Consider the following 17,697-nt stretch of genomic DNA (forward strand, 5'->3'; position numbering starts at 1 on the left):
GATCGCAGGTCGCGTCGTATGAGCCAGCGCCCCGTCGCCGCCGTCAAGCTCGTCGATGGTCGCTCCCTGATAGCGCCGCGTAAGGCCTATCGCCGCAGAGGGCTTTGGGTCAGCCCGCGGCGGCGCCAGCACCAGCCATTCGCGACTGCTCTCCAGAACAGACGTGCGCAAATCGACGGGAAGGACGCCTGCAGGAATTCACGACGACGTTTTAGGCGATTGACAGCCGCGTTTCCGGCGTTGCGCGGGGTCTTCCCGGAGCGGCAGCTCTCCAAAGCTCATGCAGCCGAATTCATCAGCAGATCGTGAAGCTCGAGTCTGGCCGCAGGTCTTGCATGTCTCACGCGGATTATGCTTTTTGATCGAATATGTTGCTTGTCCGAGCCCTCAGCCGGTTTCTGGCGACGCTGGCGATCGTAGGTCTGATCGTTGGCGGATTTGGCGCGCGCGCGACTGCGAGCGTTCCAACCATGGTTGTCGATAGCGGCGCTATGGCTATAGCCGACGACATGCCCTGTTGCCCGGAAAAGACAAAACCAGATTGCGGTCAAAGTTGCCCGCTGATGATGCTGTGCCTTGCGGTGAGCTTGCCAGCGACTCCGAGCGCGTTTGTCGTCGCCGAATTGAATTTCAGTTCCTCTCTGCTTATCCCCCGGAGTGACGATCCCGTCATTGGCCTTGGCGGCGCGCCGCCACGGAGGCCACCCCGAATTTGAGACGTCGGGCGTTGTGACGCCCTCAACGCCGCGCGGCCAAAGCCGGGCGGCGTGAACGGCTGTCGCCATACGACAGCCGGCGTCCTCAAATTCCGGAAAATCCCATGACCATCGCTCTTTACGCGCGCTCTCCAGGAGCCGCGCTTCTTGTCGCGATCTCGGCGATCGCGTTCGCTGGCGCAGCGCATGCCGGCTCCAATGTCTGGCGAGGCCCGCTTTATTTCTATGATCAGCTCCACGGCCACGAGGCGCCGACAGGATCGATCAGTCCGCCAGCGGCGAAAATAACGCTCGTTCCTCACCAGAGGAAACCTCTGAGCCCCAAGGCCCAGGCGCGGCGCTCCGCCTTGTAAGAGCGCAGCGTTGCGCCATCGCGGTCGCCGGCCGGCTCTTCCAGCCGGCGATCCGTCGCGGTCTTTCCACCGAACTCAGGCACGAAACCATGACCTTTCACCTTATAAACCGCGCTGTCGCGGCGGCGTTCGCCAGCCTTCTTTCGGCGACGGTCCTCTCATCAGCGAGGGCCGAAATTCAGGACTACGAGTTCCAACTCGTCGACGCCTCACCGAAAGTCGGCGCGGCCGTGATCGAAGCGCGGCTCGTGAACAAGAAGACCGGCAAAAACATCCCGGACGCGGTGATCTCGGCGAGCCGCATCGACATGGCGCCCGACGGTATGGAGGCGATGACGTCGCGCATCGAACAGACGCCGTCGGCCGAGCCGGGCGTCTATCGTTTCCGCACAAATCTCACGATGGAAGGCGGCTGGCGCCTGTCGCTCGCCGCCAAGGTGCAAGGCGAGACTGGCACGGTTGAAAGCCGTCTCGTTCTCAGGGCGATCAGATGAGCCGCGCCCTCAAGAGAATCGTCATTCTCGCCGCCCTCGCGGCGACGGGGGTCGGCGGATTTGATCTTGGGCGTCGGCCGATCGCGCTGCCCGACAGCATCCTTGATCGGCTCCCCGCAACCATCGCCGCCTGGGCTCCGGGCAAAACCCAACCACCTGCCAAGGCGGCGAGCGGGCCGGTGATTTACTACCGCGATCCCGATGGCGAACCATTCTATTCGGCCGAGCCGAAGAAGTCCGCCGACGGTCGCGACTGGATTGCAGTGCGCGCGAGCGAGGATGTGCGCTTCGATGATCCTGATCCGCAGAAAGAAGCGGCGGACGCCAGCGGGATGCGCAGAATTCTGTACTACCGCAATCCGATGGGGCTGCCGGACAGGTCGCCGACGCCGAAGAAGGACTCCATGGGGATGGACTACATCCCCGTCTATGAAGGCGAAGACGCCAATGATGGATCTGTAAAGCTCTCCGTTGGCAGGGTGCAACGCGCCGGCGTTCGCAGTGAACCCATTGTCGAACGCATCATCACGCGCGCCGTGCGCGCGCCAGCCACGATCCAGCTCGACGAGCGCCGCGTTTCGGTCGTGACGCTGCGCTTCGAAGCCTATCTCGAAAAGGTCGCTGACGTGACGACCGGCGCGCGCGTGCGTAAGGGCGAGCGCCTGATGCGCGTCTATGCGCCTGACATTCTCGCCGCGGGCGCGCAATTCCGATCAGTTCTGGCGCAGAGCTCGAACGTCGACTATTTGCGCGGCCCGGCTGTCGAAGGCGCCCGCCGGCGCCTCGAAAATATAGGGCTTCCCATCGAGGCGATCGCTGCGATCGAGAAAACACGCGATGTTCCCAGCGCGGTTGATTGGCCCGCGCCGCGCGACGGGATCGTGCTGGAGCGCGCTGCGGTCGAAGGCATGCGCGCCGCCGCGGGCGACACGCTGTTCAGGCTTGCAGACATCTCCGTGGTCTGGGCGCTGGCCGATGTCGCTGAACGCGACATCGGCGCCGTCAAGACCGGCGACAAGGTCAACGTGACCGCGCGCGGGGCGCCAGGCCGCGCCTTTGAGGGCCGCGTCGACCTCATCTACCCGCAGATCAACATGGCGACGCGCACGGGGCGCGTGCGCATTGTGCTTTCCAACCCGGACGGCGCGCTGATGCCGAACATGTTCGCTGACGTCGAGGTCGCAACTGGCGCCGGCGCGCCGGTTCTCGCTGTTTCCGACAGCGCAGTGATCGATAGCGGCAGGCGGCGGGTCGTGATTATCGACAAAGGCGACGGCCGCTTCGCGCCGCGCGAAGTGAAAACCGGAATGCGCGGCGACGGCCACATTGAAATCCGTGAAGGCGCGAGCCTTGGCGACAAGGTCGTCACGTCGGCGAATTTTCTGATCGACGCCGAAAGCAACCTGAAAGCCGCCTTGCACGGCTTCGAACAGGGAGATCAATCGAAATGATCGCCCGCCTCATCGCCTGGTCGGCGCGAAACATTCTGCTCGTCCTGATCGGAGCGGCTTTCGCCGTCTTCGCCGGCGTCTACGCCATCCGCACCGCGCCGCTCGATGCAATTCCCGACCTCTCCGACGTGCAGGTGATTGTCTATACTGAATATCCGGGCCAGGGGCCGCAGGTGGTCGAGGATCAGATCACCTATCCGCTCTCGACGGCCATGCTCACCGCGCCGAAATCGAAGGTGGTGCGCGGCTTTTCTTTCTTCGGCGCCTCTTTCGTCTATGTGATTTTCGAAGACGGCGTCGATCCCTATTGGGCGCGCGCGCGCGTGCTCGAATATCTCAACGCCGCGGCGCGTCGCCTTCCCTCCGGCGTCACGCCGAGCCTCGGGCCGGACGCCACCGGCGTAGGCTGGGTCTATCAATACGCGGTCATCGCCAAGAACAGGACGCTCGCCGAACTGCGCTCGTTGCAGGACTGGACGATCCGCTTCGCCGCCGCCAAAGCCGAAGGCGTGGCGGAAATCGCCAGTGTCGGCGGCTTCGTCAAGAGCTACAACATCATCGTAGATCCGCAGCGCCTGCGCGCGCTCGAAATCCCGCTCTCGAAGGTCCGCGACGTCGTTCGCGCCAGCAACGCCGATATCGGAGGACGCACGCTCGAACTTTCCGAATTCGAGTTCATGGTGCGCGGCCGCGGCTACATCAAAAGCCCCGGAGATCTGGAGGACGTCGTCCTCAAGAATGAGGGTGGCACGCCCGTGTTGCTGCGCGACGTGGCGCGCGTCGAGATCGGCCCCGATGAACGGCGCGGCATTGCGGAGCTTAACGGCGAAGGCGAAGTCGCCAGCGCGATCGCGCTGCAGCGCTTCGGCGCCAATGCGTTGACCGTGATCGACAACGTCAAGGCGCGGCTCGCCGAAATCACGCCGGGTCTGCCCGAGGGAACCGAGATCGTTCCCGTCTATGACCGTTCGAAGCTGATCGAGGCCGCGATCGAAACGCTGAAAAGCACGCTGATCGAAGAGAGCCTGATCGTCGCGCTCGTCTCGATTCTCTTCCTGCTCCATTTGCGCAGCGCTCTTGTCGCCATCCTGATGCTGCCGGTCGGCGTGCTGATGGCTTTCGCCGGCATGAAGCTCATCGGCGTCGGTTCAAACATCATGAGCCTTGGCGGCGTCGCCATCGCCATCGGCGCGATGATCGATGCCGCGATCGTGATGATCGAGAACGCGCACAAACATCTCGAGCGCGCGCCGCCCGGGAAGCCGCGCCTTGACGTCCTCATCGAGGCCGCAAGCGAAGTCGGCCCGCCGCTGTTCTTCAGTCTGCTCGTGATAACCGCATCGTTCCTGCCGATCTTCACGCTGGAGGCGCAGGAGGGCCGATTGTTCGGGCCCCTCGCCCTCACAAAGACGTTCGCAATGGCGGCTGCGGCGCTTTTATCGGTTACGCTGGTTCCAGCCCTGACGATGATCTTCGTGCGCGGGCGGATCGTTCCTGAACACAAGAACCCGCTCAACCGCGCTCTGATCTGGGTCTATCGCCCCGCCATTCGGGGCGTTCTGAAAGCGAAGACGCTGACGATCCTCGTCGCTCTCGCCATTCTCGGCGCCTCGATCTGGCCGGCGACGCAAATTGGTTCGGAGTTCATGCCGGCTCTCGATGAAGGCGCATTGATGTATATGCCGACGACGCTGCCGGGTCTCTCGGTCACCAAGGCGGCCGAGCTTCTCCAGACGCAGGACAGGATCATCAAGACGTTCCCTGAAGTGGCGTTGGTCTTCGGCAAGGCGGGCCGCGCCGGCACGGCGACCGATCCCGCGCCCGTCGAGATGATGGAGACGATCATCAATCTGAAGCCGAAGTCCGAATGGCGGCCGGGCGTCACGATCGACAGCCTCAAAGCCGAGATGGATCGCGCCCTGCAATTCCCGGGCGTCTCCAACGCCTGGACCATGCCGATCCGCGCCCGCATCGACATGCTGGCGACCGGCATCCGGACGCCGGTCGGCGTCAAGGTCTTCGGCAAGGAGCTCGCAGAGATCGAGAAACTGTCGCGACAGATCGAGTCTGTGATCAAGGCCGTGCCCGGCACGACCAGCGCTTACGCCGAGCGCATCATTGGCGGCTATTATCTCGACATCACTCCGGATCGCGCGGCGCTCGCCCGCTACGGTCTGATGATCGGCGACGTGCAGGACACGATCGCGATGGCGCTCGGCGGCCAGACCGTCACGACAACGGTCGAAGGGCGCGAGCGCTATGCCGTGAACATCCGTTACCCTCGCGATCTGCGCTCTTCGCCGGAGGCGATCGCAAGCGACGTGCTTGTCCCGTTGCCGTCTGGCGGCGCCGTTCCGCTCGGCGAGGTCGCCTCCATCGACCTGACGCGCGGCGCGACCTCGATTCGCACCGAGAACGGCCAGCTCGCCGCCTATATCTTCGTCGACATGACGGGACGCGATCTCGGCGGTTATGTCGCCGACGCGCGCCACGCCGTCGCCAGCGAAGTGAAGCTGCCGCCTGGTTACTACGTATCCTGGAGCGGCCAGTTTGAATATCTCGAGCGCGCCGAGGCGCGGCTGAAAATCGTCGCGCCGGTGACGCTGATGATCATCTTCCTGCTGCTCTACCTCAACTTCCGCAGGTTGAGCGAAACCCTGATCGTGATGCTCTCCCTGCCCTTCGCGCTCGTCGGCGGGCTCTGGTTCATGTGGTGGCTGGACTTCAGCATGTCGGTCGCCGTCGCTGTCGGATTCATTGCGCTCGCCGGCGTCGCCGCGGAGACAGGCGTCGTCATGCTGATCTATCTCGATAGCGCGATGCGGGAGCTTAGGGAGCAATGCGCCGCTCAGGGGCGCCCGTTCACGCGCGCCGAACTCCATGAAGCGATCATGATCGGCGCTGTCGAGCGCGTGCGGCCGAAGATGATGACCGTCGTCGCCATTATGGCCGGCCTCTTGCCGATTCTCTGGAGCACAGGATCCGGATCGGAGATCATGCAACGCGTCGCCGTGCCGATGATCGGCGGCATGGTTTCGTCGACGCTCCTGACGCTGATCGTCATTCCCGCGATTTACGGACTTATCAAAGGTTGGAGCGCCCCGATAAGACAAAGCTCACCGCAGGAGTATGCGCAATGTTGAGCTCGAAGGCGCCAAAGTCAGACTGTCCGGCGACAACGCTCACAATTCAGCTCGCGACGCTCCCGACCGCGTCAATCTGCGTCCAGACCTTTGGCTTGCCGTTGAAACAAGCGAGCGGCGTTCGGAAGCGTCCTCGCGTCGCTCGTCACGCGTTCCTCCCGTTCGCGCCGCCGGTCCCAGCCGCATAACTTGTTTGGCAAACGTGATCATTGCAGGTCGGCGATCGCTCGCGCGACGCGACGCCTCCCTGAGACTGCTGTAACCAACCGAAATTAAAGTTCAGCTTGATCTCAAGCGCTCTTGAGCAAGGGCAGCCAGGCGTCGTTGCGATTTTCACCCATCGGCAGGCACACGCGCACGATCGTTCCCTTGCCGGGCGCCGAGCGGATGCGCAGCGTGCCGCCATGCATTTCGATCAGCGAGCGCGCAATCGCGAGGCCGAGGCCCGAGCCGCGATAGGATTTACTGTCATGGTTCTCGACCTGCTCGAACGGGCGACCGAGGCTGGCGAGCGCCTCGCGCGCCATGCCGATGCCGCTGTCCTCGACGAACAGCAGCACTTCGCTCTCGGTCTTGCGCGCGCGCAACGCGACGCGCCCGCCTTCCGGCGTAAATTTGATGGCGTTCTGCAAGAGATGCGACATCGCCTGCTGGATGGCGAGGCTGTCGATTGGAAAAGAGATGTTCTCCAGCCGCTCCGAGACGAGGGCGACGCGCTTGGCGTCGGCGTCGCCTTGCACGCGCAGCACGGCTTCCTGAATGGATTCATCGACGCTGGTTTCTTTCCGCCGCAGCACGCGGCGTCCGGACTCGATGCGCGACATCTCAAGAATGTCGTCGACGAATTGCAGCAGGAAGAGGCCGCTCTCGCGGATATGGGTGCAATATTGCGTATGGCGGTCGTTAAGCTGACCGAACACGCCGCTGCTCATCAGTTCGGAGAATCCGATGATGGCGTTGAGCGGCGTGCGCAGCTCATGGCTCATATTGGAGAGGAAATTCAGCTTGGCGCGATTGGCGCTTTCGGCTTCGGACTTCTGTTCGAGATAGCGTTCGGCGAGCTCCGCGAATTGCTGCGCCTGCGCTTCCAGCGCCTGACGCGAGCGCTTGAGGTCAGCGATCATTATTGTGAGGCGCTCAGATTCGCGCTGGCTCTCCTGGCGTTCAAGCGCGGTGATCCCGGCTCGCTCCTTCCGCTGCGAGAGGCTCACGGCGAGAGGCCTGACGCCTCTCAGCAGCCATCCGCTGGCGCGCAGCGAAGCGTCAACAACGGCGCCGGATACGCTTGCCGGGAATTTCAACCAAGCGACAAGATTTGCAAACGAACCTGCGTTCGCAGGCTCGCACGCCGCGCCCCCACGCGTCATGCGTCACACCTCGGAATCCAGTGAAGGAAACTAAACGCCGCGCTCGGATCGACGTGCCGCATCTTTCCGAATCAACAACAATAGAATCTCAGGCCGCGAATTTGTCCATCTCTTAATGATCGCTTAACGAACTGAATCTTGCCCCTGTGACTCAAAAGACTCAGTTTAACTACCGGCCTCACGATATCGAGACGCAGCTTTTACTCGCCTACCCCAGGGTTAAGCGAAATAGCTGGAGCCTGATCGCGGGGGCTCGTGGCGTATGCGGCCTGAGCCCTTCATTAAGGCCCGTGATATCTGCGCGAAAAGCAGCGCAGCTCTGGCTGCGCGTTAATGGCGGCCATTCGCGCAACCCTAAAACAGGCTTTCTCAATATACGCTGACGCGTGAGGCTGCCAATTCATCTCACTCTTGCAGACTGAAGAACTAGAATGCGTGCAACGCTCCACCATCAACGATCAGGATGTGCCCGTTCACATAAGCGGCGGCTGGCGAGGCGAGATAAGTCATCGCCCATCCGATATCGTCAGGAGAACCGAGCCGTTTCATCGGAATGCGGCCTTCGATCTTGGCGCGCCGCGCAGGATCGGTCGCCGTCGCTTTCTGGAAAACAGCCGTATCGATCCAGCCCGGCGCGACTCCATTCACACGAATATTCCTGCTCGCGAGCTCCGCGGCGAAGCTTCTGACGAGGCCGACATAGGCTGCTTTCGCCGCAGAATATCCCGCAATTTCGGGAATGCCGAGAAAGGACGCCATGGACGCGGTGAACAGAATTGATCCTTTTCCCGACTTCGCGATTTGCGGCGCGAAAGCGCGAGTGAGAGCGAAGGCGCCGCTCACATGCGTCGCCATCACGCCGTCAAAGTCGCCTTGCTCCATCTCCGCCAACGGCTTCTTGACGGTTGATCCGGCATTGTTGACGAGAATGCTGATGGGTCCGAATTTTTCCTCGATCGAAGCGGCGAACGCCACAGCAGCGCTGGTGTGCGTGACATCGAAGGGCGCGAATGTCGCGCTGGAGCCGAGGTCGAGCGCCGCGCGCCGCAGCTTTTCCTCGTTTGTCCCGACAACAGTCACTCGCGCGCCGGCCGCGATGAAGCATCGCGCCGTCGCAAGGCCAAGCCCGCTGCCGCCGCCGGTGATTAGCGCGTGATGACCTGCTAGCCCAAAGGCCGACGCAAGCGCGCCATTGCTATCCATGACGTCCATCGAGCTCGATCATGACTTTCGTGAAAGCCCCGGGATCTCGATCCCAATCGATCATCGCCTGCGGCGCTTCGTCGAATGAAGCGATCCGGGAAATGATGACGTCGCCGGCGCCGGAATGCGATCGGAGATAATCGATCACATGTTCGAAGTCTTCTCGCGTCGAGCCGCGGGAGCCGCGGATATCGATCTCTTTCATCAGGAAGAAGCGCGTCTCGTAGGCCACCTTCTCCTTGGCGTAGCCGACATAGACGACGCGCCCGCAAGAGGCGACGAGGTCGATCGCCTGCTGGAAAGTCTGCGTCGCGCCGACCGCCTCGATCACCGCTTGCGGACCCATCGCGCCGCCGAATTTTGCAACCGCCGCCGCCACATCTTCGCGCGATGCATCCACAGCCACATCGGCGCCAAGCGCGAGCGCGCGTTCGAGCTTCGCCGCGCTGACATCCACGACGAGGGTTTCCGCGCCGCGCCGCTTCGCGCCAAGCAGAGCGCCCAACCCGATCACGCCGCATCCCAGAACGACCACCCGCTCGCCTTTCGCCACATCGGCGCGGGCGACCGCGTGGAATCCCACAGCCAGCGGCTCCACCAGAGCAAGGTCGCGCTGGCGCATTCCATCGACTGGAATCACCTTCTCGCAGGGAACACAAACGAAGCGCGCAAGCGCCCCCTCGCGCTGCACTCCCATGGTCTCGTTGTTCTTGCATGCGTTGGGCCGTCCGAGCCGGCATGCGTTGCACGCGCCACAATTAAAGTAAGGCAGGATCGTCACGCTCTGCCCGACCGCGAGATGGCCGGGCGCGCCCTCACCCAACGCCGCGATCATGCCAGATATCTCGTGACCGGGAATACGGGGATAACTGACGAGAGGATTGAGGCCGCGAAAGCTGTTCAGGTCGGAGCCGCAATAGCCGATATAGGCGATCTCGATCATCGCTTCGCCGGAGCGCGGGCTGGGCTCCGGAATCTCACGGAACGAAAGCCGCGACGGGCCATCGATGCTCAGGGCTCGCATGATCACACCATCTTCACTGTGCAGCGATCGATGTCGTCCCAATCGAGATCGACGCCAAGTCCGGGCTTCGATGGCGGCGTCGCAACACCGTCGACGATGGGCAGCGGCTGCTTCAGGCCGAAGTTGAAACCTTCGATCGGGTAAAGCAGCTCGAAGAAGTCGCAATTCTTGATCGCCGCGCAGCAATGAAGATTGACGATTTCGAGGGGGTGAAAGATCGAGGTGTGAACCTCGCAATTGACGCCGAAAGCTTCGGCGAGCCGCGCCGTCTTCATGACGCCGGTGACGCCGCCGGTCCAGGAAACGTCGGCGCGCACGCGATCGACGACGCGCGTCGAGATGCATTCGGCGATACTGTAGGGATGCTTCGCGAGCACCTCGGTTCCGACCAGCGGGATTTCCAGCGTTCTCGCAAGTTCGCGCAGCGAATGCATATCTTCGTCATAGAGCGGCTCTTCATACCAGTAATAGTTGAGCCGTTCGAGCTCGCGACCGAAGCGGATCGCCTCGTCGAGATTATAGACCGATACGGGATCGGACATAAGCTTGAAATCGGGACCAACGGCTTCGCGCGCCAGCCGATGCGCTTCGAGATCTTGCGCGATGTCGCCGCCCGGCGTGTGCAGTTTGTAGGCTTTCAGACCTTCGCGCTTCGCGCGCAGAGCTTCGTCCGCATAGTCGGACGGCTTTCCGAGAATCATCGAGCTGCCATAGACCGGCACGCGCTCGCGATAGCCGCCGAGATATTTGTAAAGCGGCTGCCCAGCCGCCTCGGCGGACAGCAGCCAGAGACAGACATCGAAGGGGCCATAGCCGTAGATCGGCAGATGCCCCCACCAGCGATCCGCGGTGCGGAATTCATGCCATGCTTTTTCGCGGTCGCAGGGATCGCGACCGAGCATGAAGGGCCGCAGCGTATCCGCAATCAATTTGCCTGCGCCTTCAGCCGATCGGCCCGCGAACCCGAATGTCGAAGCGGACAGCCCGTCATCCGTCTTCATCGTGATGACCAGATATTCAAAATTCCCGAAATCGCCCGTCCGGAACGCGCCGGCGTCAAAATGGTCCGGCGTGCGACGGCAGCAGCGGACCTCGATCTCCGATATCTTCATGGCGCGCCCGTCAGAATTTACCGTGCTGCAAATAGGCTTCTTGCGGATCGACGCCCGCAAGAATCGCCGTGCGAACCTTGTTCTCGGTCGCGATCGCTTTCTCCGCTTCGGCGATGACATCGTCGATATGCGCTTTGGGCACGCGGATAAGGCCGTCGCGATCGCCGATCATGTAGTCGCCCGGAGCGACGACGACGTCGCCGATCTTGATATCGACTTCAATCGCGCGCGGCAGCCAGTAACCGACGATGTCGCGCGGCGTGAAGCCCGTCGCCCAGGCTTGAAACCGCATGTCGAGCAGGAATTTCACGTCGCGCACAAAGCCGTCGATGACGCATCCGAGCACGCCCTTGTTCTTCAGCGTCTCCGCCGAGAGCTCGCCCATATTGGCGACGACGCGATCGTTGGGCTGCGACACCCAGATGTGGCCGGGCTTGGCTTTGGAAAGCAGCCCCGTCCACTCCAGGAGAGTTTGATGGGGATCCGCCTTCGGGTCGACTTTCCCGTCGATGGTGAAGGCGGGTCCGGCCATGGGTTCGTCAGGAAGAATAGGGCGCAGCGCCGAAGGCAGCGTAAAATCCCGCAACCCCATCGCGCGCATGACGTCATGCACGACTCCGGTGTAGCAGCCCGCAAGGCGAGCCGTGCGCTCATCGGTCATTGTCCGCTCCATTCTTCGCGAAGACCACCCGGTTCAGAAGCGCGGCAGTTCCTTGTTCACCGCGCCCATCCATTTCTGCTGCAGCGCCTGCAACTCGCCGGTCGTCCAGAGCATGAAGATTTCGGTGTTGAGCCAATGCAGCATGTCGTGCTCACCGCGCTTGAGGCCGATGCCCATAGGCGCTGACGCAACCACGAATTTCGTCTCGAGATTGGGATTGCGGCCGCTGACCGCGGCCGCGAGAGCGGCGCTGGTCACGATGCCGTCGACCTGGCCGGCAAGAAGCGCCTGCGTCGTTGACGCGTCGTCATCGTAGCGCTGAATGATCGTGCCTTCGACCGCATTCCTGGTCATGGCGATATCGTTGGTGGTGGCGCGCGTGACGCCGACTTTCTTGCCCTTGAGATCAGCGATCGCCGGCATCGTCTTGTCCTTCGGCGCAAGCATCACCTGCTGATCGACAAAAACGGTGTTCGTGAACGCGATCGCTTTCGCTCGCTCCGCCGTGATCGAGAAAGAGTAGATGACGATATCGAGCTTGCCGCTCGTGAGATTCGGAATGCGGTTTGATGCGACGGTGTCGACGAGATTGATCTTCACGCCGAGGTCGCGCGCGATCATGCGAGCGAGTTCGACGTCATAACCCTGCGGCTGCATCTTGTCGTCCATCAGCCCGTAAGGCGGCGTGCCGAGCCCGACGCCGACATTGATCGCGCCCCGCTTGATGATGTCGTCGAGCAGGTTCTGAGCCGTGGCGGCGGCGACGCTTGTCGCTGCAATGGCCGCGCCGAACGCAAGTCTTGCAATCATTCTCAACATGCTTTCCTCCCTAATGCGCCGCGGTTGATGCGGCATTGACGGTGATGCGAGCGTCGAGCTGGCGGCTGACGAAGGACAGGATCGAACAGATCACGAAATACATCGCGCCGACGGTCAGATAGACGCTGAGCGGCTGAAAGGTGGAGTTGGCGACGATCTGCCCGGCGCGCGTGAGTTCGACGAAGCCGATGACTGACGCGAGCGCGGTGTTCTTCACCAGTTGAACGAAGAAGCCGACTGTTGGCGGCACCGCCAATCGCATCGCTTGGGGAACAATGACGAGCCTCATGGTGCGCGACCAGGAAAGGCCAAGCGCCTTGGCGCCTTCCCACTGTCCGGTTCCGATCGCCTCGATGCAGCCGCGCCAGATCTCGGCGAGAAACGCCGCGGCATAAATCGTGAAGGCGAAAGCGGCGGCGACAAGCGCGGGAACATCGTAGCCTGCGAGAGCGACGCCGAAATAAGCGAGAAACAGCAGAACAAGCAGGGGCGTGCCCTGAACCACATAGATATAGGCGCTCGTGATCCATCGCAGCGGCGCGAACGGCGAGACGCGGGCGAGCGCGACAATCGCGCCGAAAAGACCTCCGCTCACAAGCGCGATCATAGACAGAAGCAGCGTCCAGGTCGCCGCCTGCGCGAGAAAACCGACGTGATAGAACGAGAATGTCTGGAACATCGACGTCAGCGTCCGACATGCCGGAACGCGAACGCCACGCGGTCGATCGCCGCGAATGCACCTTTGAACGCCGCCGTCAGCACGAGATAGATCGCGGCGACGAGAAGAAACGCCTCGAAGCTCCGGAAAGTCAGGCCCTGGACATCGTTGGCGACGCCAGTCAGCTCCGGAATCGAAATCGTGGAGACGATGCTCGATGCAAGCATAATCAGAATGAACTGACTTGTGAGGGCGGGATAGACCGCCGCGAGCGCGGGCCTCAGAATGACGAGTCGGAATGTCAGATAAGGCGACAGGCCAAGCGTTCGCGCCGCCTCCACCTGCCCTTTCGCGACGCTGCCGACGCCGGCGCGCACGATCTCGGTGATATAGGCGCCCGCATAAAGCGACAGCGCAATGATCGCGGCCGGCCAGGGTTCAAGGCGGAATCCAACGGCAGGCAATCCGAAATAGATAACGTAAATCTGAATAAGAAACGGCGTGTTGCGGATGATTTCGACATAGCCGAATGCTGCGAGACGGGCCGGCGCGAAGGCGGACATTCTGGCCGCCGCGCCGACGACGCCGATCAAAGAGCCCAGAAGCGTCGCAATGATGGCCAGAATGATCGTGAACACGCCGCCATGCATGAACACGCCCCAGCGAGCGAAAGCGCCTGAGAAATCGAGATAGAACAAACAGCTCCTCCCGGAGAATTTACGCCTGCGATCGCCCGGCTCAGGGCGCCACAGATTCTGTGTTTTGCATTCGCTTCACGTTGGAGAGCGTCTTCTCGCGGCTGCGCGCCAGATGATGACGAAGCGCTTCAAGGCTCTTCTCTTGCGATCCGGCCGCCATGGCGTCGAGCACCTCGCGATGCTGATCGACGGAGTCGGCGTATTCGCCGGCGACATAGACGAAAACCGTATGGGTCTGGCCGAGGATTCGCTGATGCCAGTCCGAGATCAGCAAGTTTCCCGCCGCATACATGATCTGCTGATGAAATTCGCGGTCATGCGCGAGCGCCGTCGTGAGATCGTCGAGGTTGTGGCGGCTCGCGTAAAGCGCATGCTGCTCCAGCGAGCGCCGCATATTGGCGAGAAGCTCCGCAGTCACCCCGCCAATCCGGAAGAGGCGATCGAGCGCGTTCAGTTCGATCAGCATCCGCGCTTCGTAAAGCTCTTCGACGTCCGCGATGGTGAAGCGACGCACAACAGCGCCTTTTCGCAGTGGCGACACCACGAGCCCGTCGGCCTCAAGCCGCAGGAGCGCCTCCTTGATCGGCGTCGGACTGATCGAAAGCTCCAGCGCCAGCTCTTCAGGCAGCAGGCGCCGCCCGCCAACGAGCTGGCCCGAAAGAATGCGCAGGCGAAGTTCGCGATAGGCCTGCTCGGCCAGGGTCGCGAGGACGACTTTGGACATGGCCCACCATTTCCGATCGCTCGAAGCAATACAAGATATAAAATAAAAAATTTTTTATTGAGCGCTTGCCCACGCTGCCCTACTCATGGAAGCAAGATCACCCCAATGGGAGGAAGATAGTCTTATGCGCATCATCGCCGTCGAACCCTTCATCCTTCACCTCCCGCTGACGCAGGCTTCGATTTCGGATTCGACCCACAGCATCACGCATTGGGGCGTCGTGGGCGCGCGCGTGCGCACTGAGGGCGGCCTCGAAGGCTTCGGCTTTACCGGCACGCACGCCCATCTGCCGTCGGATCGGCTCATCACCAGTTGCATCAGCGACTGCTATGCGCCGCTTCTCATCGGCGAGGATGCGACCGAGCGGACGCGTCTCTGGAAGAAGCTGGCGAGATTTCCGGCGATACAATGGGTCGGCCGCGCCGGCATCACGCATCTCGCGCTGGCGGCGATCGATGTCGCGCTATGGGATCTTGCGGCGAAGAAAGCCCTGCTTCCGCTCTGGAAATATCTCGGCGGGCGCAACACTGATGCGCTTGAAGCCTACAACACCGATGTCGGCTGGCTCTCGTTTACGTGCGAGCAGCTCGTCGAGAATTGCCGCCGCGCTGTCGAAGCAGAGGGATTCAGGCGCATCAAGGTCAAGGTCGGCCATGACGATCCCAACGTCGACATCGCGCGGCTGGAGGCAGTGCGGCGGGCGATCGGCGCAAATGTCGGCATGGCGATCGACGGCAACGGCAAATGGGACTTGCCCAATTGTTTGCGCTTCTGCGCGCGCGCCGCAGATCTCGACATCTTCTGGTTTGAAGAGCCGCTCTGGTACGATGATGTCGGAAGTCACGCGACGCTGGCGCGCAGCTCGTCAATTCCCGTGGCGCTTGGCGAACAGCTTTATACGCTCGACGCCTTTCGCAGCTTTGTCGACGCCGGCGCCATCCACTATGTCCAGCCCGACGTCACAAGACTCGGCGGGATCACCGAATATCTGCAGGTCGCTGATCTCGCGTTGTCGCATCGGCTGCCTGTGGCGCCCCATGCAGGCGAAATGAGCCAGGTGCATGTTCACCTCTCCTATTCGCACCCGGCCTCGTCGATTCTCGAATATATTCCGTGGATCAAGGATCACTTCGAGGAGCCCGCTGACGTGAAGGATGGCGTTTTCAACCTCCCCTCCCGGCCGGGCGCAGGCGCCACACCGTTGCAGGATTCCTTTGCGAAATTCGGCAAGAGCGTGACGGGCTGACGAATTTTCGCATACATCAAACAGACATAGCCTTGCCGTAGCGCCTCTCAGGCGTGCGCTGGTTGTGGCGCGCGGGCGCGCCCAAAAATATTCCCAGCCCGCGCTCGCCTCGACGAACCGGCGGCTAACCTAGCTCGCTATCCTCAAGCGAGGGTCGAGAAAATCACGGAGCCAATCGCCCAAAATATTGAAAGCCAGAACCGTGAGCATGATTGCGACGCCAGGAAAGATTGCGAGCCACCATCGCCCTGCGATCAGTTGATCACGACTTTCCGCCAGCATTCCACCCCAGGTTGGAATTGTGGGGGGAACGCCGAGCCCGAGGAACGAAAGCGCCGCTTCCGAGAGAATGACGCCTGCTATGTTGAATGAGGCGATGACGATCAGAGGCGACAGAATATTCGGCAGGATCGTGAGAAAAAGAATCCCCCAGATCGACTGGCCAAGCGCGCGAGCCGCTTCGACATATTCCTTCTCCCGCTGATTGATGGTCTGCGCGCGAGACACGCGCGCATAGGTGACCCATTGCCCGATGCCTAAAACAATCGCCAGATTGACGAGCCCCGGCCCGAGCACAACCAGAAACATGATGGCGAGCAGAATTGCGGGAAAGGCGAGCTGGATGTCCGCGGCGCGCATGATAAAATCGTCCAGCCAGCCCCCGACATAGCCGGCGACAAGACCGAGCGCTGCTCCGAGAACGCCGCCAATCACAACAGCAGACAGGCCGACGACGATCGATGTCCGCGCGCCATAGATGAGCCTCGACAGGACGTCACGGCCTAACGCGTCAGCCCCAAGAATGTATGTCGTCCCGCCCCGCGCGTCGGTCGACATGGGAGGGCGTAGCCGCAGGATGATGTTTTGACGGTTCGGATCGCGTGGCGCCACCAAAGGGCCGAAACTCGCAGCGAATCCAACAATCCCAAGGATCAACAGCGCAGCGATCGGCCATCTGGCTCGCAGCAGGCTGCGCACGGCCCTTTGCAGTGAGCTGCGACGCGCCTGGAGCCCGCCGGATTCTTCCGTGTGACCATCGATTGTCAACGGAGACGCACCCTCGGATCGAGCCGGGCATAAAGCATGTCAACGCAGAGATTGATCGCGACGAAGGCGAACGAAAACAGCACCACCGCCGCCTGAACGACCGGAATGTCCCGCTGGCCAATGGCGTTGAAAACAAGACGTCCGACGCCGGGCCACGAGAAGATTGTCTCCACGACCACCACCCCACTTAGCATGAAGCCGAATTCCAACCCGAGAATGGTGATCACCGGCAACCAGGCATTGCGAAGGGCGTGATTGAGGACCACTCCTTTTTCAGTTTGCCCCTTGGCGCGCGCCGTCCGCACAAAGTCGAGGCCAAGCACCTCCAGCATCGAGGATCGGATAAGGCGTGCATTTCGAGAAAGCGAAAAAAGACCGACCGTCGCCGCCGGCATGATGAGATGGACGAGCGCTTCCGGCGTATTGTGGATCGCTGTCACGAGATCGCCGGCCAAGAGCGGCGCCAACAATGGAGTATGGCCGGAGATCGGAAGCCAGTTCAAAAACAAGCCAAAAAAGATGATCATCATGATGCCGAGCCAGAAGCTCGGCATCGACTGCCCGATCATGGCAAATGTCATAACCGCGCCGTCGATTCCGGTGCCGCGCTTGAGAGCGGCAAACACGCCCAGTGGAATTGCGAAGATCGTTGCAAAGGCGAATGCGGCCATCGTGAGCTCGATTGTCGCGGGGAGATGCTCGACAACGACTCCAAGCGCGTTCGACTTGTAAGTGAGGGATTGCCCCATGTCTCCCTGTACAAGTTTCCATGCGAAGTTGAGATACTGGACGTAGAGCGGCTTGTCGAAACCGAGGGCCTGCCTCGCCATCTCGATATCTTGAGGCGTGGCGCGCTCGCCGACAAACAGATAGGTCGGATCACCGCCCACATGAAGCGCGAGGAAGGTGATAAGCGTCACGCCGATCAAGACGGCGACCGATTGCGACAGCCGCCTGAGCACATAGACCAACACTCAGCAT

At 61.7% G+C, this 17,697-nt stretch carries 17 protein-coding genes; 5 read left to right on the forward strand and 12 right to left on the reverse strand.

The genetic code is table 11. The annotated features are described in order from the left end of the window. Window positions 1-278: 278 nt before the first annotated feature. Entirely contained in the window at window positions 279-785 is a 507-nt protein-coding gene (locus L8F45_RS15315; protein ID WP_342358743.1) for a hypothetical protein, read from the reverse strand. A gap of 35 nt (window positions 786-820) precedes the next feature. Here L8F45_RS15315 and L8F45_RS15320 point away from each other — a divergent pair, with 35 nt between their 5' ends. From L8F45_RS15320 to L8F45_RS15335, 4 genes are all read left to right on the forward strand, one after another. After that, window positions 821-1,069, forward strand: a complete 249-nt coding sequence (locus L8F45_RS15320) for a hypothetical protein (RefSeq protein ID WP_342358744.1) — start codon at window positions 821-823, stop codon at window positions 1,067-1,069. 89 nt (window positions 1,070-1,158) lie between these two features. Beyond that, a complete protein-coding gene (locus L8F45_RS15325; RefSeq protein WP_342358745.1) occupies window positions 1,159-1,563 on the forward strand; it encodes a FixH family protein in 405 nt (134 codons plus the stop codon). After that, entirely contained in the window at window positions 1,560-3,014 is a 1,455-nt protein-coding gene (locus L8F45_RS15330) for an efflux RND transporter periplasmic adaptor subunit (protein ID WP_342358746.1), read from the forward strand. The genes L8F45_RS15325 and L8F45_RS15330 overlap by 4 nt, the downstream gene beginning before the upstream one ends. Further along, window positions 3,011-6,157, forward strand: a complete 3,147-nt coding sequence (locus L8F45_RS15335) for an efflux RND transporter permease subunit (protein ID WP_342358747.1) — start codon at window positions 3,011-3,013, stop codon at window positions 6,155-6,157. Before L8F45_RS15330 ends, L8F45_RS15335 begins: the two co-directional genes overlap by 4 nt. A gap of 290 nt (window positions 6,158-6,447) precedes the next feature. On the opposite strand, the gene L8F45_RS15340 is transcribed toward L8F45_RS15335, so the two are convergent. From L8F45_RS15340 to L8F45_RS15380, 9 genes are all read right to left on the reverse strand, one after another. Further along, window positions 6,448-7,281 carry a sensor histidine kinase gene (locus L8F45_RS15340; RefSeq protein ID WP_342358748.1) on the reverse strand — a complete coding sequence of 278 codons (834 nt, stop codon included), beginning with the start codon at window positions 7,279-7,281 and terminating at the stop codon, window positions 6,448-6,450. Between the two features lie 669 nt (window positions 7,282-7,950). Then, window positions 7,951-8,736, reverse strand: coding sequence for an SDR family NAD(P)-dependent oxidoreductase (locus L8F45_RS15345; protein ID WP_342358749.1), 786 nt, complete (start codon window positions 8,734-8,736; stop codon window positions 7,951-7,953). Further along, on the reverse strand, window positions 8,720-9,751 hold the full coding sequence (locus tag L8F45_RS15350) for a zinc-binding alcohol dehydrogenase family protein (protein WP_342358750.1): 1,032 nt from the start codon (window positions 9,749-9,751) through the stop codon (window positions 8,720-8,722). The genes L8F45_RS15345 and L8F45_RS15350 overlap by 17 nt, the downstream gene beginning before the upstream one ends. A gap of 2 nt (window positions 9,752-9,753) precedes the next feature. Further along, window positions 9,754-10,863 (reverse strand): enolase C-terminal domain-like protein, encoded by a 1,110-nt coding sequence (locus L8F45_RS15355; RefSeq protein ID WP_342358751.1) that lies wholly within the window; start codon window positions 10,861-10,863, stop codon window positions 9,754-9,756. Window positions 10,864-10,873: 10 nt separating this feature from the next. Then, on the reverse strand, window positions 10,874-11,524 hold the full coding sequence (locus L8F45_RS15360; protein ID WP_342358752.1) for an RraA family protein: 651 nt from the start codon (window positions 11,522-11,524) through the stop codon (window positions 10,874-10,876). A gap of 33 nt (window positions 11,525-11,557) precedes the next feature. Continuing rightward, window positions 11,558-12,343, reverse strand: coding sequence for a transporter substrate-binding domain-containing protein (locus tag L8F45_RS15365; protein WP_342358753.1), 786 nt, complete (start codon window positions 12,341-12,343; stop codon window positions 11,558-11,560). Window positions 12,344-12,353: 10 nt separating this feature from the next. Next, a complete protein-coding gene (locus tag L8F45_RS15370; RefSeq protein WP_342358754.1) occupies window positions 12,354-13,022 on the reverse strand; it encodes an amino acid ABC transporter permease in 669 nt (222 codons plus the stop codon). Between the two features lie 5 nt (window positions 13,023-13,027). Further along, a complete protein-coding gene (locus L8F45_RS15375; RefSeq protein WP_342358755.1) occupies window positions 13,028-13,699 on the reverse strand; it encodes an amino acid ABC transporter permease in 672 nt (223 codons plus the stop codon). 40 nt (window positions 13,700-13,739) lie between these two features. Further along, entirely contained in the window at window positions 13,740-14,423 is a 684-nt protein-coding gene (locus tag L8F45_RS15380) for a GntR family transcriptional regulator (protein WP_342358756.1), read from the reverse strand. A gap of 124 nt (window positions 14,424-14,547) precedes the next feature. On the opposite strand from L8F45_RS15380, the gene L8F45_RS15385 reads away from it, so the two are divergent. Next, complete coding sequence (locus L8F45_RS15385; RefSeq protein WP_342358757.1) at window positions 14,548-15,669, forward strand: mandelate racemase/muconate lactonizing enzyme family protein; 1,122 nt, start codon at window positions 14,548-14,550, stop codon at window positions 15,667-15,669. Between the two features lie 129 nt (window positions 15,670-15,798). On the opposite strand, the gene L8F45_RS15390 is transcribed toward L8F45_RS15385, so the two are convergent. Together L8F45_RS15390 and L8F45_RS15395 are read right to left on the reverse strand one after the other, a co-directional pair. Next, complete coding sequence (locus L8F45_RS15390) at window positions 15,799-16,647, reverse strand: ABC transporter permease (RefSeq protein WP_342358758.1); 849 nt, start codon at window positions 16,645-16,647, stop codon at window positions 15,799-15,801. A 65-nt stretch (window positions 16,648-16,712) separates the two neighbouring features. Further along, complete coding sequence (locus L8F45_RS15395) at window positions 16,713-17,690, reverse strand: ABC transporter permease (RefSeq protein ID WP_342358759.1); 978 nt, start codon at window positions 17,688-17,690, stop codon at window positions 16,713-16,715. Window positions 17,691-17,697 lie beyond the last annotated feature (7 nt).

The sequence above is a fragment of the Terrirubrum flagellatum genome (assembly GCF_022059845.1).
Lineage (GTDB): Bacteria > Pseudomonadota > Alphaproteobacteria > Rhizobiales > Beijerinckiaceae > Terrirubrum > Terrirubrum flagellatum.